This window comes from Isoptericola sp. MSGPD8_1_ISO-PGPR-S23-394, assembly GCF_058072785.1.
In genome coordinates this window covers 2258360-2280265 of record NZ_CM176517.1, presented here as the reverse complement: position 1 = coordinate 2280265, position 21906 = coordinate 2258360, and the positions used below count along the sequence as shown (strand labels likewise).

Annotated in this window: 17 protein-coding genes; 14 read left to right on the top strand and 3 right to left on the bottom strand. The window is 75.1% G+C overall.

The annotated features are described in order from the left end of the window. Positions 1 to 40 precede the first annotated feature (40 nt). From AC3RJ8_RS10455 to AC3RJ8_RS10445, 3 genes are read right to left on the bottom strand one after another with little or no spacing between them, the layout of a single operon-like run. Positions 41 to 2290, bottom strand: a complete 2250-nt coding sequence (locus AC3RJ8_RS10455; protein WP_489712571.1) for a transglutaminase TgpA family protein — start codon at positions 2288 to 2290, stop codon at positions 41 to 43. Then, positions 2287 to 3681: a DUF58 domain-containing protein gene (locus AC3RJ8_RS10450; protein ID WP_489712570.1), complete on the bottom strand. Its 1395-nt coding sequence runs from the start codon at positions 3679 to 3681 to the stop codon at positions 2287 to 2289. Before AC3RJ8_RS10450 ends, AC3RJ8_RS10455 begins: the two co-directional genes overlap by 4 nt. Position 3682: 1 nt before the next feature. Further along, on the bottom strand, positions 3683 to 4771 hold the full coding sequence (locus AC3RJ8_RS10445) for an AAA family ATPase (RefSeq protein ID WP_489712569.1): 1089 nt from the start codon (positions 4769 to 4771) through the stop codon (positions 3683 to 3685). A gap of 286 nt (positions 4772 to 5057) precedes the next feature. Here AC3RJ8_RS10445 and mraZ point away from each other — a divergent pair, with 286 nt between their 5' ends. From mraZ to pgeF, 14 genes are all read left to right on the top strand, one after another. After that, positions 5058 to 5492, top strand: a complete 435-nt coding sequence (gene mraZ, locus AC3RJ8_RS10440) for a division/cell wall cluster transcriptional repressor MraZ (RefSeq protein WP_106268287.1) — start codon at positions 5058 to 5060, stop codon at positions 5490 to 5492. Between the two features lie 171 nt (positions 5493 to 5663). After that, positions 5664 to 6692: a 16S rRNA (cytosine(1402)-N(4))-methyltransferase RsmH gene (gene rsmH / locus AC3RJ8_RS10435; protein ID WP_489712568.1), complete on the top strand. Its 1029-nt coding sequence runs from the start codon at positions 5664 to 5666 to the stop codon at positions 6690 to 6692. Beyond that, the gene (ftsL, locus tag AC3RJ8_RS10430; RefSeq protein WP_489712567.1) at positions 6689 to 7111 is read left to right on the top strand and encodes a cell division protein FtsL; all 423 of its coding nucleotides are present in this window, start codon (positions 6689 to 6691) and stop codon (positions 7109 to 7111) included. The genes rsmH and ftsL overlap by 4 nt, the downstream gene beginning before the upstream one ends. Positions 7112 to 7317: 206 nt before the next feature. Next, a complete protein-coding gene (locus tag AC3RJ8_RS10425; RefSeq protein WP_489712566.1) occupies positions 7318 to 9036 on the top strand; it encodes a peptidoglycan D,D-transpeptidase FtsI family protein in 1719 nt (572 codons plus the stop codon). A gap of 28 nt (positions 9037 to 9064) precedes the next feature. Then, complete coding sequence (locus AC3RJ8_RS10420) at positions 9065 to 10693, top strand: UDP-N-acetylmuramoyl-L-alanyl-D-glutamate--2,6-diaminopimelate ligase (RefSeq protein WP_489712565.1); 1629 nt, start codon at positions 9065 to 9067, stop codon at positions 10691 to 10693. Continuing rightward, positions 10690 to 12096 carry a UDP-N-acetylmuramoyl-tripeptide--D-alanyl-D-alanine ligase gene (locus AC3RJ8_RS10415; RefSeq protein ID WP_489712564.1) on the top strand — a complete coding sequence of 469 codons (1407 nt, stop codon included), beginning with the start codon at positions 10690 to 10692 and terminating at the stop codon, positions 12094 to 12096. Before AC3RJ8_RS10420 ends, AC3RJ8_RS10415 begins: the two co-directional genes overlap by 4 nt. Next, positions 12093 to 13175, top strand: coding sequence for a phospho-N-acetylmuramoyl-pentapeptide-transferase (gene mraY / locus AC3RJ8_RS10410; protein WP_489712563.1), 1083 nt, complete (start codon positions 12093 to 12095; stop codon positions 13173 to 13175). Before AC3RJ8_RS10415 ends, mraY begins: the two co-directional genes overlap by 4 nt. Then, positions 13172 to 14614, top strand: a complete 1443-nt coding sequence (gene murD, locus AC3RJ8_RS10405) for a UDP-N-acetylmuramoyl-L-alanine--D-glutamate ligase (protein WP_489712562.1) — start codon at positions 13172 to 13174, stop codon at positions 14612 to 14614. The genes mraY and murD overlap by 4 nt, the downstream gene beginning before the upstream one ends. A gap of 8 nt (positions 14615 to 14622) precedes the next feature. After that, positions 14623 to 15858, top strand: a complete 1236-nt coding sequence (locus AC3RJ8_RS10400; protein ID WP_489712561.1) for a peptidoglycan glycosyltransferase FtsW — start codon at positions 14623 to 14625, stop codon at positions 15856 to 15858. A 10-nt stretch (positions 15859 to 15868) separates the two neighbouring features. After that, positions 15869 to 17020, top strand: coding sequence for an undecaprenyldiphospho-muramoylpentapeptide beta-N-acetylglucosaminyltransferase (gene murG / locus AC3RJ8_RS10395; protein WP_489712560.1), 1152 nt, complete (start codon positions 15869 to 15871; stop codon positions 17018 to 17020). Next, entirely contained in the window at positions 17017 to 18537 is a 1521-nt protein-coding gene (gene murC / locus AC3RJ8_RS10390; protein WP_489712559.1) for a UDP-N-acetylmuramate--L-alanine ligase, read from the top strand. The genes murG and murC overlap by 4 nt, the downstream gene beginning before the upstream one ends. 326 nt (positions 18538 to 18863) lie before the next feature. Next, positions 18864 to 19553, top strand: a complete 690-nt coding sequence (locus AC3RJ8_RS10385) for a cell division protein FtsQ/DivIB (protein ID WP_489712558.1) — start codon at positions 18864 to 18866, stop codon at positions 19551 to 19553. A 162-nt stretch (positions 19554 to 19715) separates the two neighbouring features. After that, positions 19716 to 21020 carry a cell division protein FtsZ gene (ftsZ, locus tag AC3RJ8_RS10380; protein ID WP_489712557.1) on the top strand — a complete coding sequence of 435 codons (1305 nt, stop codon included), beginning with the start codon at positions 19716 to 19718 and terminating at the stop codon, positions 21018 to 21020. After that, positions 21017 to 21826 carry a peptidoglycan editing factor PgeF gene (gene pgeF, locus AC3RJ8_RS10375; protein WP_489712556.1) on the top strand — a complete coding sequence of 270 codons (810 nt, stop codon included), beginning with the start codon at positions 21017 to 21019 and terminating at the stop codon, positions 21824 to 21826. The genes ftsZ and pgeF overlap by 4 nt, the downstream gene beginning before the upstream one ends. Positions 21827 to 21906 lie beyond the last annotated feature (80 nt).

Below are 21906 nucleotides of genomic sequence, written 5' to 3'. Positions count from 1 at the left end.
CCACGGCGGCTCCGGCTCGTCAGCCCCGTCGGCCGCTCGCTCACCCGCGGTTCGTCAGCCGCTCGCTCACCCGCGCCGCGACCTCGGCCAGGTCCGGTCCGTCCTCGTCAGCATCGTCCGCATCGTCGGCCTGCTCGGCAGGCGCTGCGTACCGGGTCCGCTCGACCGCCAGCGCCAGGGTCTCCAGGTCGTCGCGCACCCGCGTCGGTGCCCGGCCGTGCGCTCGCTCGACGGCGTCGATCACCGCCTGAGCTGCCTGCCGAGGAGTCGTCGGTGCGGGGAGAGTCACGCCGTCGCGGTCGAGTGCGGTGATCACCCGACGCCACGCGCTCTCGGCGTCGACCGGCCCGGGGTCACGGCGGCGCCGCCACCAGAGGAGCAGGCCGGCGGCTGCCGCCGCCACGACCGCACCGCCGAGGGCGACCCCAGCCCACGGTGACCAGGAGGACTCCGGCTCCGACGACACCGCGACGTCCGGCTCGGCCGGGGCGGGGTCGGTCTCGACGGGGTCCGGCCGCTCGGCCGCGGGTGGTGGGACCTCCTGCGGGTCCGGGGCGGGGGCCGGCGCGTCGGTGGTCGCCGTGGTGTACTCGGGCGCGGCTCCCGTCTGCGTGGCGGGAGTCGGCTCGAACCGGACCCACCCGACGCCCTCGAAGTACAGCTCGGGCCACGCGTGCGACTCCTGTCCGGTCACCTCCCAGCGCGCCTCGCCCGTCGCCGGGTCATCGTCGGGGTCGCCGGGCAGGAACCCGACGCCCAGCCGCGTAGGGATGCCCAGGGTGCGGGCCATCACCGACATGGTCGTCGCGAACTGCACGCAGTAGCCGGTGCGGTGCTGCAGGAAGTCCCACACGGGGTCGCCGGTGCCGCCGCGGGGGAGCTGGGTGGAGTAGGTGAAGGTGGCCGGGTCGCGCAGCCACTGCTGCAGGGCGACGGCCTGGTCGTAGGCGTTGTCGGCGTCGGCGGTCACCTCGGTGGCGATCTCCACCACGTCCTGCGCGTGCTCCGAGTCGGGCACGGTGAGATAGGCGTCCTCGACGACACCGGGCCCGGCGTCGCGCAGCAGCGCCGGGTCGAGGTCCCGCGCGCGGACCCCGAGGGCGTACGTGTCGCCCACGTCCGTGCGGTCGCCGACCACCTCGTCGCGCAAGGGGTCGTAGCCCCACGTGCCCCCGGCGTCGACGCGGCGCGGCTCGACGGCGACGGGAAGCTGGTCGTCGCGCAACGACCCCACGGTGACGGCCACGTCCTGCCGCTCCTGCAGCGCTCCGGTGTCGAGGTCGGTGGGCCACAGCAGCGTGTCGGGCGCGAGGGGCTGGCCGTCGCGCTCGTCGCCGCGCTGCCAGCGCCGGCCGTCGAACGCGCTCGCGGTGTACGTGCGCAGCGGGCCCAGGTCCTCCCCGTCCCCGGTGTACGTCAGCACCACCTCGTCGGACCGCTCGGTGAGGCTGCTCAGCACGTCGAGGTCCTCGGCGAGCTGGATCGTGTCGCCCGTCGTGGTGAAGCTCTGGTACCAGGCCCCGGCGTAGCCGGGCAGGTTGCTCGAGGCGGCCGCCACCACGCCCGCGGTCAGGGCGACCACCAGCGCCACCGCGGTCGTCGCGACGCTCCGGGCGCCCTCGGCCCGTCGTACGGAGGCGGGGGGCCTCTCGGTCCGCGAGGGCCTGCGGTCGTCGATCGAGACCGACAGCAGCAGGAGCAGCGCGGTGACCACCACGACGAACACACCCGTCGGCACCTCGCCGACGAGCACCAGCGGAGGGCACCACAGGGCGAGCAGCGGGAGCCCCACGGCGGCCGGCCAGTGGAGGCCGCCGGCCAGAGCGTCCGCCAGGAGCAGCACCGCCAGCGTCCCGCCCACCGTCAGCAGGGTGATCGGCAGCGTGCCGGGCACCGGAGCGACCTCGGACCGGATGATCTCGCCCGCGTCGCCGAGGCGGTCGACCACCCGGGCGAGGCTCTCCGGCCCGACGAGGAGCTCCGGCCGGGAGGTGGGGCCGCCGTAGTGCGCCAGCACGTACCAACCGGCGACGACGGTGCCGACGAGGGTCGGCACGACGGAGCCCGTGCCGGTGTCGCGGCGGTCGCGCCGCCGAGACCTGCGCTCGAGCAGGGCGCGGGTGAGGCCGGTGGCCACGGCGACCAGCGCGATGCCGGTGAGCCCGGTGCGTACCCAGTCACCGGGGAGCACCAGGGCGGTGAGGGCGAACATCGAGGCCGCCACCGCCGTCGCCACCAGGGCGGTGGCCGCGACGAGCCGGGCCGTCGGGCCCGCGTACGCGGGGATCATGCGACGTGCTCCGTCAGCGTCGCCCAGACGCGTTCGACGGGAGTGCCCGCGAAACAGGTGGTGACACGCCAGCCGGCCGCGCGCAGGTCGTCCACGGTGGGCTCCACGTCGTGGCGGCTCCCGGGTTCGCGGGGGACCAGGAGCAGCGCCCAGGAGGTGCCGTCGGCGCCCAGGGACGCGACCGCGTGCCGCTGGCCCTCGCCGAGGGGGCCGAGCACGGCGACGGTGACCTCCGAACGCACCCGGTCTGCCCGCAGCGCCCGGACCGTGGTGGTCAGCGCCTCGTCGGCCACGGCCCCACGGAGCCCGGCGAGGTCGACCGTCGCGTCGAGGATCTGGGCGTGGCCGCTCCGGCGTCCGGACGCGTGCTCGGTGCGCGTGGGCACGGTGCTGGTGGCGACGAGCCTCGTCGGGTGCCCCGCGCCGAGGAACGACGTCGCCACGGAGGCGGCGAGCTCGACGGCCCACTCGCCGTCGTCGATCTGCGGCCGGCTCGGTGGCCGCGCACCGGGACGGGTCTCCGGAGGCGGGGCCAGGAGCCGGCGGTCCAGCAGGACGGTCGCCGGTCGCAGGCCGGCGCTCTCGTCCGCACGGACCATGAGCCGGCCCTGCCGGGCCGAGCCCGCCCAGTGGACCCGGCGGGGATCGTCGCCCGGGACGTACTCCCGCAGCACCGAGTCGTCGCTGGAGGCGAGGCGAGCCCCGACGGCGGCACGGTCGACGTCGCCGAGCGCCGCCGTGCGGGCCGGCAGCGCGGTGGTCCGGGGCCAGACCGACACCCTGGTCGCGGCGCCGAGCGGCTGGGTGGTCCGGGCGAGCCCGAACACGTCGGTCCGGGTGGTCAGGACCGGCCCCAGCGGCCACCGTCCTCGTCGGGCGGGTGCGAGCGAGTACTGGACCGCGATGTGGTCCGGGTGGGTGCGGACCCGTGCCCGGATGCCGGAGGGCCCCGCGAGCTCGTGGGCCGCCTGCTCCGAGAGCCGCAGACGTGCCAGGCGCTCGTACGCGGCTCCGGTCCGGGCCCGTGCGCGCACGGTCAGCCGGGTGGTCGCCGACCGGCCGGCGACGACGGGGTCCGGCTCGATGTGCCGCTCGACGTCCAGGGCACCGCGGCCGGCGTCGAGGCGCTGCCACCCCAGTGCGACGCAGGCGGCGGCCACGCTCAGGACTCCCGCTGCCCCGAGCCCGACCAGGTCGGGCAGGTCGAGGACGACGCCGGCGGCCGCGAGGACGACACCCGCGACCACGAGCGCACCGCCGCGACCGGTCGGACGGACGCGCGTCAGCTGCCGCAGCACGGTGCCGACGCTCCGTCGGGTGCCCCGCTGTCCGGTGTGCTGCCCGGCACGCTCCTGCGCGGTGTCGTGCCCGCCCGGGTGCTGCCGCGACATCTCAGCGGCTCGGGCCGGAGGGCCCGCCGAAGGCCGGACGCCGCGTCGGGGCGGGCACGGCGACCTCTGCCGGCACGACCGTCCGCTCCACGACGTCCCGGACGACGTCCGTGGCGCTCACCCCGGCGAGCCGCGACTCCGTCGAGAGGATGAGCCGGTGCGCCAGCACGGGGACGGCGAGCGCCTGGACGTCGTCGGGCAGGACGTGCAGGCGCCCGGCCATCGCCGCGTGGGCCTTGGCGACCCGGAGGAGCTGGAGGGAGGCACGGGGGGAGGCGCCCAGCCGCAGACCCGCGTCGTCGCGGGTCCCGACCGCGAGGTCGACGATGTACTGCTTGACGGCAGGTGACGCGTGCACGGCGCGGATCCAGGCGGCGTACCGGGTCATCGCCTCCGCGGACGTGACGGGTTCGAGGTGCGCGAACGGGTCGGCAGCCTGCTGCGAGTCCAGCATGCGCATCTCGGCGGCGTTGTCCGGGTAGCCGACCGCGAGGCGGGCCATGAACCGGTCGCGCTGGGCCTCCGGGAGCGGGTAGGTCCCCTCCATCTCGACCGGGTTCTGCGTCGCGACGACGAGGAACGGTCGCGGCAGCGGGTAGGTGGTGCCGTCGACCGTCGTCTGCCCCTCCTCCATGCACTCGAGCAGCGCGGACTGGGTCTTGGGCGAGGCGCGGTTGATCTCGTCGCCGATCACGACGTTGTTGAACACCGGTCCGGGGCGGAACTCGAACTCCCCGGTGGTGGAGCGGTAGATGTTCACGCCGGTCAGGTCGCTCGGCAGCAGGTCGGGGGTGAACTGGACCCGTCCGACGCGGCAGTCGATGGTCCGGGCGAGGGCCTTGGCGAGGGTGGTCTTGCCCACGCCGGGGACGTCCTCGACGAGCAGGTGGCCACCGGCGAGGAGCACGGCGACGGTGACGCGGGCGAGGTCGGGCCGGCCGGTGACCACGGACTCGACCGCCTGGCGCACCCGGCCGGTCGCGGCGACGAGCTCACCCAGGCCGGCGCGGAGCGCGTCGGGGCCGGGATCGACCGGTGCGGCCGGGGGCTGGCCCGCGCTGACGGCGCTGGCGGGGTGGTCGGTGTGCACAGGTGGCCCTCCGGATCGTGCGTCAGGTGCTGTGAGCAGCCTAGTCGCTCCGTGACCTGCGCGTGACCTCGGTCACGTGGCGACGCGCAGAGCCCTCCACCGCCCTCCACCACGGCGCGCAGTGGCTGACCTGCGGCGATGACGACGGAGCGCGCCGGATGGGCAGCTCTACCCATCGTGCGGCGCGCCTGGTGGAGCAAAGTGGAGTAGCGTGGAGGGAGCGGGAGCCCGAGGGGAGGTGCGGACCGTGGCAGGAGCACTGGGGGACCAGTTCCCGGGCACGGGGCTGCTCCTCGGCACGTACACCCCTCGGCTCGACGAGAAGGGCCGGCTCATCCTTCCGGCGAAGTTCCGTGCCCGGCTCGCCGCAGGGCTCGTCATGACGCGTGGACAGGAACGCTGCCTGTTCCTGCTGCCGATGGACGAGTTCTCCCGCATGTACGAGCAGGTCCGGCAGGCGCCGGTCACCAGCCGGCAGGCGCGCGACTACCTGCGCGTGTTCCTGTCGGGGGCGAGCGACGAGGTGCCGGATAAGCAGGGCCGCGTGGTCATCCCCGCGGCGCTGCGCGAGTACGCAGGTCTCGACCGGGACGTCGCCGTGATCGGCGCCGGCACCCGGGTGGAGGTCTGGGACGCCCGGGCGTGGGAGACCTACCTGGCCGAGCAGGAGTCGTCGTACTCCGACGTGGCCGAGGAGATCTTCCCCGACCTGCAGTTCTGACAGCGCGGACAGCACGACGACGACAGCACGACAACAGATCGACGAGACGGCGGCCCGCACGGCGAGGCCTCCTCCCGCGAGGGTCTGGCGCCACTTCCCCGGCGGCAGAACGACGCGGAGGGAGACCTGACCGGGCGGGCCCGACCCGCAGCAGGGACGAGGGGAGGCAGCATGAGCACGCACGACGACGCCGCACGGCCGGCGCGGGACCGGCACGTCCCGGTGCTGCTGCAGCGCTGCGTCGACCTGCTCGCCCCGGCGCTCGCCGAGCCGGGCAGCGTGCTCGTGGACTGCACCCTCGGGATGGGCGGGCACACGGAGGCCGTCCTCGAGCAGGTCCCCACCGCTCGCGTGCTGGGGGTGGACCGCGACCTGCAGGCTCTCGACCTGGCGTCCGCCCGCCTCGCACGGTTCGGGGACCGCTTCAGACCGGTCCACGCCGTGTACGACGAGGTCGTCGACGTCGCGGCCGAGCACGCGGGCACCGCCGACGGGCTCGTGCAGGCCGTGCTCATGGACCTGGGGGTGTCGTCGCTGCAGCTCGACGAGGCGGACCGCGGGTTCGCGTACGCCCAGGACGCGCCCCTGGACATGCGGATGGACCAGTCGCGGGGGATGACGGCCGCGGACGTGCTCAACACGTACGACGAGCGCGACCTCGCGCGGATCCTGCGGGTGTACGGCGAGGAGCGTTTCGCGCCCCGCGTCGCCCGTGCGCTGGTCCGACGGCGCGAGGAGCGGCCGTGGGAACGCACGGCCGAGCTCGCCGAGACCGTGCGCGCAGCGATCCCGGCCGCCGCGCGCCGTACCGGCGGCAACCCCTCCAAGCGGACCTTCCAGGCGCTGCGCATCGAGGTCAACGGGGAGCTGGAGGTGCTCGAGCGTGCGGTCCCCGCGGCGATCGAGGCGCTCGCGGTCGGCGGCCGGATCGTCGTGGAGTCCTACCACTCGCTCGAGGACCGGATCGTCAAGCGGGCGATCGCTCGCGGCACCACGTCCAGCGCCCCGACCGGTCTGCCCGTCGAGCCCGAGACTCACCGGCCGTACCTCGAGGCGCTGACCCGCGGCGCCGAGGAGGCCGACGACGCCGAGCTGGAGCGCAACCCGCGCTCCGCGTCGGTCCGCCTGCGGGCCGCCCGGCGCCTCCGCCCCACCCCTGACCACCTGCTCGGCAGCACCCCACGGAAGGAGTCGCGATGAGCGCCCTGCGAGCACCCGCGACCATCCCCGAGCGCCGCGGGGACCCGACACCTCGGCGTGCGCCGCTGACCGCCGTCGAGGGCGGCGCGGGGCGTCGTCTCGACGCCGTCCGGGCCCCGTTGCAGGCGACGTCCGGCGTGCCGTTCATGGTGCTCTGCGCGCTGGTGCTCGTCGGTGCGCTGCTCGCCGCCCTGCTGCTCAACACGACGATGGCACGTGGCTCGTACGAGATGTCGCGCCTGCAGCGTGAGGTCGGCCTGGTCGCCCAGGACGTCCAGGAGGTCCAGGCGGAGCTGCGGTCGGCCGAGTCGTCCCTCGCCGAGGAGGCGAACCGGCTCGGCATGGTCCCGGCCGAGGACATGACCATGCTCTCGGTGACCGAGGGCGAGGTCGTCGCGGGGACCGCGGAGAAGCCGTGAGTGCGACACGCCCGGCGCGGCCCCGCGGGTCCGGGGCCGTGCGGACGCAAGATCGAGGAGTGACGAGGCGAGCCACCGGCCGGGGCCGGACGACGCGGGGTGCGGGAGCCACGGGCCGGGGCTCCGGGCGTGGCCGGCGTCCGGGCCCGCGACCCGCGCCGCGCCGCGGTCCGGGTGACCCGGCACGCCGCCAGCGGTGGCTCATCGTGCTCGCTGCTCTCGTGCTGACGGTGTTCGTCGGTCGGCTGGTCCAGGTGCAGGTGGTCCAGGGGGCGACGCTGGCCTCCGAGGCCCAGCAGGACCGGCTCGTCACCCAGGTCACGCCCGCCCACCGGGGCGACGTCCTGGACCGCGACGGCACCGTGCTGGCCACGTCGGTCGACCGATACACGATCATCGCGGACCAGGAGTCGATCCAGAACTTCCGCGGCAACTCCCGGCACGACGCCGAGGGCGAGCCGGTGCAGGACGGCGCCCTGGGCATCGCCCAGCTGCTGGGTCCGGTGCTGGGCGAGGCGAAGGAGACGCTCGCGGCCAAGCTCAACGGCGAGGACCGGTACGTCAAGCTGAAGGAGGGTGTGGTGCCGGAGGTGCAGCGGGCCGTCGTCGAGCTGGACCTGCGGGTGTACATCCGGACCGAGCTGAGCTCGAAGCGGACCTACCCTTCCGGGGCGGTCGCCGGACCGATCCTGGGCTACGTGAACTCCGAGATGGACGGTCAGGGCGGTGTGGAGGCCGCGTTCGACGACGTGCTCGCCGGCACCGACGGCAGCCGCACCTTCGAGCGTGGGAGGGACGGCGTGCCGATCCCGGGCTCCGACATCGAGTCGGTCCCTGCGGTGCCCGGCCAGGACGTCCGGCTGACGATCGACGCGGACGTGCAGTGGAAGGCGGAGGAGCTCCTCGACGAGGCGGTGCGTGACACCGGTGCGGCGTACGGCATGGCCATCGTCCACGACCTGCGCACGGGAGAGGTCCTCACGATGGCCGACTCCGGCGGCGTCGACCCGAACGACCGGTCGACGGCCGCCGTCGCTGACGGCTCGCGCGCGGTGAGCGTGGTCTTCGAGCCCGGGTCGACGGGCAAGGTGATCTCGATCGCGGCGGCGCTCGAGGGCGGGTACTGGGAGCCCACCGACCAGTTCAAGGTGCCCGACACCTACACCGTGGACGGCGAGACGTTCCGCGACTCCCACTCGCACCCGGTCGAGCGGTGGACGCTCGCCGGGATCCTCGCGCAGTCGTCGAACACCGGCACGGTGATGATGGGGCAGGAGATCCCTTTCGCCGTGCGATACGACTACCTGCGCAAGTTCGGGTTCGGTGAGCGGACGGCGCTGGGGATGGCCGGCGAGAGCGCGGGCCTGCTGCCGGACGAGAACATCGACGACATCGAGAACCGCACCCCCTACACGATCCTGTTCGGTCAGGGCGTGGCCGTCAGCGCCATGCAGGCCACGCAGGTGTTCTCCACGATCGCCAACGGAGGCGTGCAGATGCCCGCGACCCTCCTGGACGGCACCCAGACGGACGACGGCGTGCTGACCGACGCCGACCCGGGCGAGGGCACCCGGGTGGTCTCCGAGGAGACGGCGGCCGACGTGCTGACGATGATGGAGGCCGCGACCAGCGAGGAGGGGACGGGGTCGGCCGCCCAGGTGCCGGGCTACCGCGTCGCCGGCAAGACGGGGACGGCGCAGATGTTCGAGAACGGGGGGACGACCTACATGGCCTCGTACATCGGCGTGGCCCCGGCGGACGACCCGCGCTTCACGGTCTCGGTGTTCCTCAAGAGCCCGCGGTCGTCGATCTACGGCGGTGTGGTCGCAGCCCCGGTGTTCCGCGAGCTCATGGGCTTCACGCTGCGCAAGGAGGGTGTGCCGCCCTCGACCGAGCCCGTCGACCAGTTCCCGCTGACCTGGTGACCTGCTCGCAGCAGGTAAGTTCTACCTCGTGACATCCCCGACCGACCGCATCCGTCCCACGGATCCTGTCCCGCGTCGGCTCGCCGACCTGGCTGCTGCGTTCGCGCTGGCCACGGCGTCCGACCCGACCACGACGGGCACGGAGGCGGCCGACGGCGTCCCGCCCGAGACGACGGTCTCCGCGGTCGCCAGCGACAACCGGGCGGTGGCGCCGGGCGACCTGTTCGTCGCCCTGCCCGGTGCCCGCAGCCACGGTGCCGGGTTCGCGGAGGACGCCGTCCGGCGCGGCGCCACCGCCGTGCTCACGGACCGCGACGGTGCCGCGGCGCTCGGTGGCCTCACCGTGCCCGTCCTGGTCACCGAAGACCCTCGCGCGGTGCTCGGGCCCGTGGCGGCGTGGGTGCACGGCGAGCCGGCCGAGCACCTGGCCACGTTCGGGGTCACCGGCACCAACGGCAAGACCACCACCACCTATCAGGTGGACCACCTGCTGCGGGCGCTGGGCCACCGGGCGGGGCTCGTCGGCACCGTCGAGACCCGCGCGGGCGACCGGGTGCTGCCCAGCCGGCTGACGACCCCCGAGGCCGCAGACCTGCAGGCGCTCCTGGCGACCATGCGGGAGGTCGGCGTGGACGCACTGGCCATGGAGGTCTCGTCCCACGCGGTCGCGATGCACCGCGTCGACGGGATCGTCTACGACGTGGCGGGCTTCACCAACCTCAGCCAGGACCACCTGGACTTCCACGGCGACCTGCCGACCTACTTCGCGGCCAAGGCGGAGCTCTTCACGCCCGCGCGCTCCCGTCGGGGCGTCGTGGTCGTGGACGACGCCTGGGGCGAACGGATGGCGGCGACGGCCGGCGTGCCCGTCGAGACGGTGCGCACGGTCGCGGCCGAGGGGGAGGCCCCGGTCGCCGACTGGAGCGTGTCGGACGTCACGGCGCACGGCACGGGTTCGGCCTTCACGCTCACGCACGGGGACGGTCGCACGCTGCGGACCTCGACCTCGCTGCCGGGTGCCTTCAACGTGGCCAACGCCGCCCTCGCAGTGGTGATGGTGCTGGCCTCCGGCGTCCCGCTCGCCGACGTGTCGGCGGCGCTCACCGCGGCCGACGGGCTGTCGGCCCGGGTCCCGGGACGGATGGAAGTGGTCGGCGCCGGCGGCGACGGGCACCCGCGGGTGGTCGTCGACTTCGCGCACAACACCGATGCCCTGGAGCTCGCGCTGGCGGCGCTGCGGCCCACCACGGCCGGACGGCTCGTCGTCGTGTTCGGAGCCACCGGGGACCGCGACCCCGGCAAGCGGCCCGCGATGGGCGCCGCCGCGGTCGCGGGTGCCGACGTCGTCGTGCTGACCGACGACGACCCGCACGACGAGGACGCCGCGAAGGTCCGCCGCGAGGTGCTCGCCGGCGCGACGGCCGCGCAGGAGGCGGCCCGGGCGGCGGGACGCGAGGTCACCGTCGTGGAGACCGCGCCGCGGGACGCGGCGATCCGCCGCGCCGTGCTCGAGGCCGGCCCGGCCGACACCGTGCTCGTCGCGGGCCGGGGCCACGAGACCATCCAGGAGGTCCGGGGCGTCGACGTCGCCCTGGACGACCGTGTCGAGGCACGCAACGCCCTGCGTGCCCGCGCAGAGAGGACCCCTTCCGCATGATCGAGCTCACCGCCGCCGAGGTCGCCGCCGCGACCGCCGGGACGCTGCACGCGGACGGCGCCGTGCCCGTGACCGGGCCGGTGGTCGTCGACTCGCGACAGGTCGCGCCGGGTGCGCTGTTCGTCGCCGTGGCCGGGGAGCGGGCCGACGGCCACGACTTCGCCGCGGCCGCGGTGGAGGCGGGGGCTGCGCTGGTCCTGACCACCCGTGCGCTCGACGGCGTGCCCTGCGTGGTCGTCGCGGACGTCGAGGTCGCCCTCGGCGAGCTCGCTCGCACGGTGCTCGCCCGGTTGCGCGCCGACGGCGACGTGCGGGTCGTGGCCGTGACCGGCTCGGTCGGCAAGACGACCACGAAGGACCTGCTCGGCCAGCTCCTCGCCCCGGACACCGGCGCCGACGCGATCGTCGTGCCGGCCGGGTCGTTCAACAACGAGATCGGCCTGCCACTGACGGTGCTGCGGGCCACCCCCGCGACGCGCGTCCTGGTCCTGGAGATGGGTGCCGACGCGCCCGGCAACATCGCCGACCTGACGCGCATCGCCCCGCCGGACGTCGGTGTCGTGCTGGCCGTCGGGACGGCGCACCTCGGCCGGTTCGGCGACGTGGAGGCGATCGCCCGGACCAAGGGCGAGATGGTCGAGGGGGTGCGGCCCGGCGGCACGGTGGTGCTGAACGTCGACGACTCCCGCGTGTCCGCGATGGCCGGGCGCGCCGACCCGTCCACCACGGTCGTCACCTTCGGCACGATCCCGGCGGCGGACGTCCGCGCGCGGGACGTCACGGTCGACGCCGGACGGGCGCGGTTCACGCTGGTGACCGCCGACGGGGAGGCGCCGGTCTCCCTGCGCCTCGTGGGCGCGCACCACGTGACGAACGCGCTGGCCGCCGCGGCGGCAGCGCGACGGCTCGGGGTGACGGTCGAGGACGTGGCCGCCCGGCTCTCGACGGCGACCCCGCTGAGCCCGCACCGCATGGCGGTGACCGAGCGTCCCGACGGGGTGACGGTCGTTGACGACTCCTACAACGCCAACCCGGACTCGATGCGCGCGGCGTTGCGTACCCTGGCGGTGATGGCGGGGCGCACCCGCCGGTCGGTCGCCGTCGTGGGGGAGATGCTCGAGCTCGGTGACGCCGCACGTGTCGAGCACGACGCGATCGGCCGGCTCGCGGTCCGGCTCAACGTCAAGCGTCTCGTCGTCGTCGGCGAGGGGGCGTACCACGTCCACGAGGGAGCCCAGCAGGAGGGCTCCTGGGGAGAGGAGTCGGTCTTCGTGCCCGATCTCGAGGCCGCGCTCGAGGTGCTCGACGCGGAGCTGACCGACGGCGACGTGGTGCTCGTCAAGGCGTCCCAGGGGTCCGGGTTGTGGCGGCTGGCCGACCAGCTCGTGGAGGTCCGCGCGTGATCGCCGTCCTCGTCGCCGCGGGCGTGTCGCTCCTCGTCGCGCTGCTCGGTACGCCCCTGTTCATCAAGTTCCTGGTGCGCCGCAACTACGGCCAGTTCGTCCGTCAGGACGGTCCGACGGCGCACTTCACCAAGCGCGGCACGCCCACCATGGGCGGTGTGGTCATCATCGGGGCGACCCTGCTCGGGGTGGCCGCGTCCATGGTCCTCGCGGGCCGGCCCCCGAGCGCCTCGGCGCTGCTGGCGCTGTACCTCATGACGGGGCTCGGCCTGGTCGGGTTCCTCGACGACTTCACGAAGATCCGCAAGCAGCGGTCGCTCGGTCTGACGGCGCGCGCCAAGATCGTCGGCCAGGGGTTCGTCGGGATCTCGTTCGCGGTGCTGGCCCTGCAGTTCCCCAACGCGAACTCGCGGACGCCGGCCTCCACCCGGATCTCGTTCCTGCGCGACACGAACCTCGACCTCGCGTTCGCGGGCGCGACGGTCGGCCTGATCCTGTTCGTCGTGTGGGCGAACTTCCTCATCACGGCGTGGTCGAACGCCGTGAACCTCACCGACGGCCTCGACGGGCTCGCCACCGGGTCCTCGTTGATCGTGTTCGGCGCCTACGTCCTGGTCGGGATCTGGCAGCTCAACCAGTCGTGCCAGCGGGCCGCCGCGGCCGGGCCGGGCTGCTACGAGGTGCGTGACCCCCAGGACCTGGCGATCGTCGCCGCCGCGATCATGGGGGCCTGCGTGGGCTTCCTGTGGTGGAACGCGAGCCCGGCGAAGATCTTCATGGGTGACACCGGCTCGCTGGCCCTGGGCGGCGCCCTGGCCGGGCTGTCGATCCTCACCCGCACGGAGATCCTGGCGGCGATCATCGGTGGCCTGTTCGTCATCATCGTGATGAGCGACATCATCCAGATCGGGTCGTTCAAGCTCACGGGCAGACGGGTGTTCAAGATGGCGCCGCTGCACCACCACTTCGAGCTCTCCGGATGGGGCGAGGTGACGATCGTCATCCGCTTCTGGCTCATCGCCGGGTTCTTCGCCGCGCTCGGCATGGGGATCTTCTACGCCGAGTGGGTCGTCAGTTGACCGTCCTCGCACGCGGCGCCGGCGGCGCGGACGGACCGGTGGACGGTGCCCGCGTGGTGGTCGCCGGGCTGGGGGTGACCGGCCGCGCGGTGGTCTCCGCCCTGCGGGGCCGGGCCGCCTCCGTCGTGACGGTGGACTCCCGGGCCGCCGACGCCGACGTCGTCGGGCCGGACGCCACCGATGCCGGTGTCGCCGCGCGTCTGGTGGCCGCCGCCGACCTGCTGGTCGTCTCGCCGGGGTGGCCGCCGTCGGCCCCGCTGCTCGTGGCGGCCCGGTCCGCCGGCGTGCCGGTCTGGAGCGAGGTCGAGCTCGCCTGGCGGCTGCGCGCGGGCGCCCCGTGGCTGGCCGTGACCGGCACCAACGGCAAGACCACGACGGTGCAGATGCTCGCGTCGATCCTCGCGGCGGCCGGGCTGCGGACCGCCGCCGTGGGCAACGTCGGCACCCCGGTGCTCGCCGCCGCCCGGGACCCGGACCTGGACGTGCTCGCCGTCGAGCTCTCCAGCTTCCAGCTGCACCACACGACGTCGATGGCCGTCGAGGCCGGCGCGGTGCTCAACGTGGCCGCGGACCACCTCGACTGGCACGGGTCCCTGGAGGCCTACGCCGCCGCGAAGGGGCGCGTCTTCCACGGCGCGCGGGTGGCCTGCGTGTACAACGTGGCCGACCCGCGCACCGAGCAGCTCGTGCGGGACGCCGACGTCGCCGAGGGTGCCCGCGCCGTCGGGTTCACGCTGGGCCCCCCGGGCCCCGGCCAGCTCGGCGTGGTCGAGGACGTGCTCGTCGACCGCGCCTTCCACGCTCCCGCCGACGCCCGCGACCGGCAGCGCACGGCCGCGGAGCTCGGCACGCTGGCGGACCTCGCGCACCTCGGGCCGGACGGCCCCGCGGCGCACGTCGTCGCCGACGCGCTCGCCGCCGCGGCGCTCGCCCGCGCCCACGGTGTCGAGTCACGGGCCGTCCGGGACGGGCTGCGGGCCTTTCGCCCCGACGCGCACCGTGCCGCCGTCGTCCGCACGCTCGACGGCGTGGCGTACGTCGACGACTCCAAGGCCACGAACGCGCACGCGGCGGCCGCCGCGCTGGCGGCCTGCGCGCCGGGCAGCGTCGTGTGGGTCGCGGGCGGGCTCGCCAAGGGGGCGTCCTTCGACGAGCTGGTCTCGACCCGGGCCGACCGGCTGCGGGCCGCCGTCGTCGTCGGGACCGACCCGGCGCCGTGGACGGACGCGCTGACGCGACACGCACCCGAGGTCCCGCTCGTGGTGATCGATCCCGGCGACACTGGGACGGTGATGCACCGGGCGGTCAGCGCCGCGCGGGAGCTCGCCGTCCGCGGCGACACCGTGCTGCTCGCACCGGCAGGGGCGTCCATGGATCAGTTCTCGTCCTACGCCGAGCGGGGTGACGCCTTCACCGCCGCGGTGCGGGACCTGGCGTAGGGAGCACGATGGCCACCACCACGGGGTCGCGCACGACCGACCGGCCGTGGCTCGGGCAGTGGAACTCCACGGTGACCAGCTACTACCTGCTCGTCGGGGCGACCGGACTGCTGCTCGTCATCGGGCTGGTCATGGTGTTCTCGAGCTCGACGGTCACGTCGATCGCCGCCGGGGACCCGGCGTGGACCGAGGGCCTGAAGCAGGCGCGGTTCGCCCTCATCGGTGTCCCGCTGGCGGTCGTGGCGACCCGGATCCCCGTGCGCTGGTACCGGCGGATGGCCTGGCCGGCGCTCGTCGCGGCGGTCGCGCTGCAGTCCCTCACCCTCGTGCCGGCGCTCGCCCGCGGCGCCGGCGGCAACGTGGGCTGGATCTACCTGGGCGGCGGGTTCTCGCTGCAGCCCGCGGAGATCAGCAAGCTGGCCCTGGCGGTGTGGCTGGGCTTCGTGCTGGGGCGCAAGCAGCACCTGCTCGGGTCGTGGGGTCACGCGCTCGTGCCGGCGGTGCCGGGGTCGCTCCTGGTGCTCGGGCTGGTGATGGCGGGCAACGACCTCGGCACCGTCCTGGTCATCGCCGGACTGGTGGCGGGCGCGCTCTGGGTGGCGGGTGCTCCGTCGCGCCTGCTCGCTCTGGGCGCCGCCGCCGGAGCCTTCGTCGTCGGGTACTTCTTCGTGTACGGCAACCAGAACCGCATGGAGCGCATCCTCACGGTCTACAACGGGTGCGCCGACAAGCAGGACGAGTGCTACCAGTCGCTGCACGGGCTGTGGGGGCTGGGGACCGGTGGGCTCTTCGGCGTCGGGCTGGGCGCGAGCCGCGAGAAGTGGCGCTACCTGCCCGAGGCGCACAACGACTTCATCTACGCCATCATCGGCGAGGAGCTCGGGCTCCTGGGGACCCTGCTGGTGCTCGCGCTGTTCGCCGTGCTGGGCGTGGCGATGGCCCGGGTGGTCCGCCGGCACCCGGACCCGTTCGTGAAGATCACCACCGCGGCAGTCGCCTGCTGGATCGTGGGCCAGGCGTTCCTCAACATCGGGGTGGTCGTCGGGGTCTTCCCCGTCATCGGCGTCCCGCTGCCGCTCGTCTCGGCGGGCGGCTCGGCCCTCATCGCGACGCTCGTGGCGCTCGGCATGGTGATCTCGTTCGCCCGGGACGAGCCGGGTGCCGCCGAGGCGTTCGCGGCCCGTGGCAGCGTCGTGCGGCGGTCGTTGACCGTGCTCGGCCGTGGACGGTCGCGCGCCCGGTAGGGTCCGTGGGGTGAACAGCTCCTCTGTGCGATCCGTCGTGCTGGCCGGCGGTGGGACCGCCGGCCACGTCAATCCCCTGCTCGCCGTCGCGGACGAGCTGCGTGCTCGTGAGCCCGACGCGTCCTTCCTCGTGCTGGGCACGGCGTCCGGCCTGGAGGCGGACCTCGTCCCGGCCCGCGGGTACGAGCTGCGCGAGATCCCCCGGGTGCCGCTGCCGCGCCGCCCGAGCGTCGACCTGCTGCGGCTGCCGGGGCGCCTCGGCTCGGCCGTCCGGGCCGCCGAGGCGGCGATCGACGAGATCGGCGCGCAGGTCGTCGTCGGCTTCGGCGGGTACGTCTCCACGCCGGCCTACCTGGCGGCGCGGCGGCGCGGCGTGCCCGTGGTCATCCACGAGCAGAACGCTCGGCCGGGGCTGGCGAACCGGCTGGGGGCGCGGTGGGCCGCGGCCGTCGCCACGACGTTCGAGCAGACGGCTCTGCCCGGGGCGACCTGCGTCGGGCTCCCGCTGCGTGCGGAGATCGCCGCGCTCGTCGACGAGCGGGAGGCCGACCCGGTGGGTGCCCGCACCCGGGCGGCGGACGCCCTCGGCCTCGACGCGTCGCTGCCGACGGTGCTCGTCACGGGCGGCTCGTCCGGTGCCGTGCGCGTCAACGAGGCGGTGGCGGGAGCAGCCGAGGCGCTGCTCGGCGCCGGGGTGCAGGTGCTGCACCTGACCGGACGCGGCAAGGCGGGCGCCGTGCGTGACGCCGTCGACCGCGCCGTGGCCGCCGGCGGGCACGAGGCGGCGCGGTACCAGGTGCGCGAGTACCTGTCCGAGATGCACCAGGGCCTGGCCGCCTGCGACCTGGTGGTGGCACGGTCCGGTGCGGGGACCGTGTGCGAGCTCGCGGCCCTCGGTCTGCCGGCCGTCTACGTGCCGCTGCCCGTCGGCAACGGCGAGCAGCGGCTCAACGCGGCCGGGGTCGTCGGGGCCGGCGGCGGCCTGCTCGTGGAGGACGCCCAGCTCGACGCCGCCTGGGTGGCGGACTACGTGCCGGGTCTGGTGGGCGACGGCGAGCGGCTCGCGTCCATGGCCGCCGCCGCCCGGTCGGTCGGGGTGCGCGACGCCGCCGCCCGGGTGGCCGACCTCGTGGCCGGCGCCGTCGACGGCAGCTCACGATGAGCTCTCCCCGCGCGGACCGGGACCGGCGTCCGGTGCCCCTGGACGACCTCGGCCGCGTCCACCTCGTGGGTGTGGGCGGGGCAGGCATGTCGGTGGTCGCGCGGCTGCTCGCCGCTCGTGGACTGCCCGTCCAGGGCTCCGACGCCGCGGAGGGCCCGGCGCTCGCGGCGCTGCGGTCCGACGGCGTCCGGGTGTGGGTGGGTCACGACGCCGCCCACGTCCTCGCCGCCGACGGGAGCCCGTCGGTCGACACCGTCGTCGTGTCGTCGGCGGTGCGCGAGTCGAACCCCGAGCTGGTGGCGGCCCGCACGGCCGGGCTGCGGGTCCTGCACCGCTCGGAGGCGCTGGCCTCGCTCATGGCCGACCGCCGCGCGGTGGCCGTGGCCGGGGCCCACGGCAAGACCACCACGTCGGCGATGGTAGCGGTGGTGCTGCGTGCCGGGGGTCTGGACCCGTCGTTCGCGATCGGGGGGACGGTGCGGGTCCGTGCCGGCGACGGTGAGCACGCGGTGCCCGGGGGGCACGCCGGGACCTCCGACGTGCTCGTCGCGGAGGCCGACGAGTCCGACGGCTCGTTCCTCAACTACGCGCCGACGGTCGCGGTCGTGACCAACGTCGAGGCCGACCACCTCGACCACTACGGGTCGCAGGCCGCGTTCGAGCAGGCTTTCGTCGACTTCGCGGCAGGAATCACCGCCGACGGCTGGCTCGTGGCGTGCGCCGACGACCCCGGGTCCGCCCGGCTCGCCGCCGCCCACCGGGCAGGCGGGCGGCGCGTGGTCACCTACGGCACGAGCGACGGGGCCGACGTCGCCGTGCGGGACGTCGTCGTCGGGGCCGGGACGGTCCGCGCCACGGTGCACGGCGGTCCGCTCGGCCCCGACCCTCTGTCGCTCGACCTGCAGGTCCCCGGCGTGCACAACGCACTCAACGCCACCGCCGCGGTCGTCGTCGCCGCCCTGCTGGGCGTGACCGCCGTCGACGCCGTGCGCGGGGCGGCAGGGTTCGTCGGCACCGGGCGCCGGTTCGAGCCGCGGGGCGCCGCCGACGGGGTGCGGGTCTTCGACAGCTACGACCACCACCCCACCGAGATCGAGGCGCTGCTGCGCGCGGCACGGCCGGTCGCCGGCGAGGGGCGGATGATCGTGCTGTTCCAGCCGCACCTGTACTCGCGCACCCAGGCCTTCGCGGACCGGTTCGCCCAGGCCCTGGCGCTCGCGGACGAGGTGGTCGTGACCGGTGTGTACCGGGCCCGTGAGGACCACGACCCGGCTGTCACCGCCCGGACCATCACGGACCTGTCGCGGGGGACCGCGTCGGGCGGGAGCCTGCGCCCGGTCGAGGACCGGCTGGCGGCCGCACGGGCCGCCGCCGACCTGGCTCGTCCGGGCGACGTGCTCCTCACCGTCGGCGCGGGGGACGTGACCGAGCTCGGTGGGGTGATCCTCGACCACCTCGCCCGGCGGCACGGCGTGGCGAGCCCGGACACCGGGGCCGACGGCGCGACCATGGGGTGATGCGCCCGCCACCTCGCCCTCGCACGCCCCAGCGCCCGTCGCGTCCCGCGGGCGGGACCGGCACGGCGTCGGCGAGCAGCGGCTCCGCGAGCAACGGCTCCGCGAGCAGCGCGGGGTCGTCGTCCAGTGCCGCGTCGGCGGGCAGCGCGTCGTCGGCACCACGGCGCCCGGCGCCGTCTCCCGGTCGTGCGGTCGAACGGTCCTCTCGTCCGGCCGCGCGCGCCGGCGGCCAGGGCACCACCGGCAGAGGCGGGGCGTCCGGCGGTGCGGACTCCCCGGCGCGTGTCTCGGCGACGATGGCCGACCGGCTCGCCGAACGCTCGGCGATGCGACGCCATCGGTCCTGGCGCGCGGTCGTCGCCGTCGTGCTCGTCCTCGCGATGCTGGGCGGTGCGGGATGGGTCGTGGGCTGGTCGGACCTGCTGGCCCTGGAGCGCGCGGAGGTCTCCGTGAGCGGCGAGGGCAGCACGGTGGACCCGGACGCGGTGCGCGCGGTGGCCGAGGCTGCCGTGGGCACCCCGTTGCTGCGGGTCGACACGGCGGCGATGCGCGACGAGATCCTGCAGATGCGCGGTGTCAAGGACGTCACGGTGACGCGGTCGTGGCCCCAGGGGCTGGACGTCGTCCTGACGGCGCGGGTGCCCGTGGCGGCGGTCCCGGACGACGGCCGCTACGTGCTCCTGGACGCCGAGGGCGTCCGTGTCGGGTCGCGCAAGAAGGCTCCCGCGAAGCTGCCCGTGGTCTCGGTGCCCCTGGACGAGGAGTCGGCCGGCAGCCTGCGCGCCGCGCTGTCGGTCGTCTCGGCGCTCCCGCCCGACCTGGCGGGCGAGGTCGAGCAGGTCAGCGCACAGACGCAGGACGACGTCGAGACCGTGCTGCGCGACGGGGTGAGCGTGCGGTGGGGCGGTCGGGGGAGCCTCGAGCTCAAGCTCGAGGTCGTCCGGACCTTGCGCGAGGTGGCCCCGGACGCCGGCGTGATCGACGTCTCCTCGCCCGAGCTGCCGGTGACGAGGTGAGCCGCAGGCGCACGCGACACGCCGGGCCACGTCCGGCGGGCGCCGGTCCGGGCGACCTACCGTCGTCACAGCAGCAACCTGACATAACTCTCACCTTCGACTATAACCTGAGGGTTGGGCGACGGTGAGGTCAGGACCCGGAACGACCCGAGAGGCAACGACGTGGCAACTCCGCAGAACTACCTGGCAGTGATCAAGGTGGTCGGCATCGGCGGTGGCGGCGTGAACGCCGTGAACCGCATGATCGAGGTCGGCCTCAAGGGCGTCGAGTTCATCGCCATCAACACCGACGCGCAGGCGCTGCTGATGTCGGACGCCGACGTCAAGCTGGACGTCGGTCGCGAGCTCACGCGCGGCCTGGGCGCCGGCGCCGACCCCGAGGTGGGTCGTAAGGCCGCCGAGGACCACGAGGAGGAGATCGAGGACGTCCTGCGCGGGGCGGACATGGTCTTCGTCACCGCGGGCGAGGGGGGTGGCACGGGCACCGGCGGTGCTCCCGTCGTGGCCCGCATCGCCCGGTCGCTCGGCGCGCTGACGGTCGGTGTGGTGACGCGGCCGTTCACCTTCGAGGGGCGGCGCCGGTCCGTGCAGGCCGAGCAGGGGATCGAGGCGCTCCGTGAGGAGGTCGACACCCTCATCGTGATCCCCAACGACCGGCTGCTGTCCATGTCGGACAAGAGCGTCTCCGCGATCGCGGCCTTCCACTCGGCCGACCAGGTCCTGCACTCCGGCGTCCAGGGCATCACGGACCTCATCACCACCCCGGGCCTGATCAACCTCGACTTCGCCGACGTCAAGTCCGTGATGCAGGGCGCCGGCTCGGCGCTGATGGGCATCGGGTCGGCCCGGGGCGAGGACCGCGCGGTCCAGGCCGCCGAGCTCGCCATCTCCTCCCCGCTGCTCGAGGCCTCGATCGACGGGGCGCACGGCGTGCTGCTGTCGATCCAGGGCGGCAGCGACCTCGGGCTGTTCGAGGTGCACGAGGCGGCGCGCCTGGTCCAGGAGGCCGCTCACCCGGAGGCGAACATCATCTTCGGCACCGTGATCGACGACGCCCTCGGCGACGAGGTCCGCGTGACGGTCATTGCGGCCGGCTTCGACGGCGGGCTGCCGAAGGCGCGCGAGGACTCGCGGGCGCTTGGCCAGGTCAGCGGGGCCAGCGCGTCCCCGGCCGACGGCGCACGCACGGCCGCCGGGGCGTCCGGTGCCTCACCCGCCGGCGCGTCGCCCGCCACGGCGCCGGTGCCCGCGGCCGAGCCCGCGCACGCCCGGCCGCGGCCGATCCCCGCCGGCCCGGACGACGTCCCGGCGAGCCTGCAGCCGGTCGGTTCCGGGCAGGCGCGTCCCGCCTTCACGGTCGTCGAGGACGGCGAGGGCGTGACCGTGGAGCGACCCGTCGAGGTGCCGCGGGTCGCCGAGCGGACCCGGCCCGAGGCCGACCTCGACGTGCCCGACTTCCTCAAGTGACGTCGTCGGCCACCTGGGCCCAGGAGGCGCTGTTGCCCGCGGACCTCGGAGCCGGCCTGCTGCGCGCGGACCTGGGTCCGGGCGTGGTGGCCGGGTTCACGACGCGGCACGGCGGGGTCTCGCCCGCCCCCTGGTCCTCGCTGGACCTCGCGACGTCCACGGGGGACGAGGAGGCCCGGGTGCGCCGCAACCGGGAGCAGGTGGGTGCCTGGGTCGGCGCGCCGGTCGTGTTCGCGACGCAGGTGCACGGATCCACCGTGCTGTCGCTCGGCGCGGCGGAACGTGCCGAGTGGCAGTCCGTGGCCGCCCCGCTCAGCGCCGGCGAGGCCGACGGGCTCGTGACGGCCGAGACGGGCCTCGGCCTGGGCGTCCTGGTGGCCGACTGCGTGCCCGTGCTCCTCGCCGACCCGGTGGCCCGCGTGGTCGCTGCCGTCCACGCGGGTCGCCGCGGCGTCGTGCTCGGGGTGGTCGACCGTGCGGTCGAGGCGATGCTCGCCCGCGGTGCGCGGGCGGGCGACCTGCGGGCCGCCGTCGGGCCCGCCGTGTGCGGGGCGTGCTACGAGGTGCCGCACGCACTGCGTGACGAGGTGTCCGCCGTCGTGCCCGAGACGTGGGCCACCACGGAGGCCGGCACCCCCGCGCTGGACCTGCCGGCGGGCGTGCTCGCCCGGCTCGCCGCCCACGGCGTGCCTGCGACGCACGTCGCACGGTGCACCCGCACCGACCCGGACCTCTTCTCCCACCGGCGGGCCACCGCGGCGGGCGAGGTCACGGGACGGCAGGCGGGCGTGGTCGTGCTGGCCTGACAGGACCCGCGCCCTCCGGCAGGGGCGTCGGGCCGCGCGCCGCTCGGGACGCCCGTGGACCGGGTGAGGTGGCTCTCCGG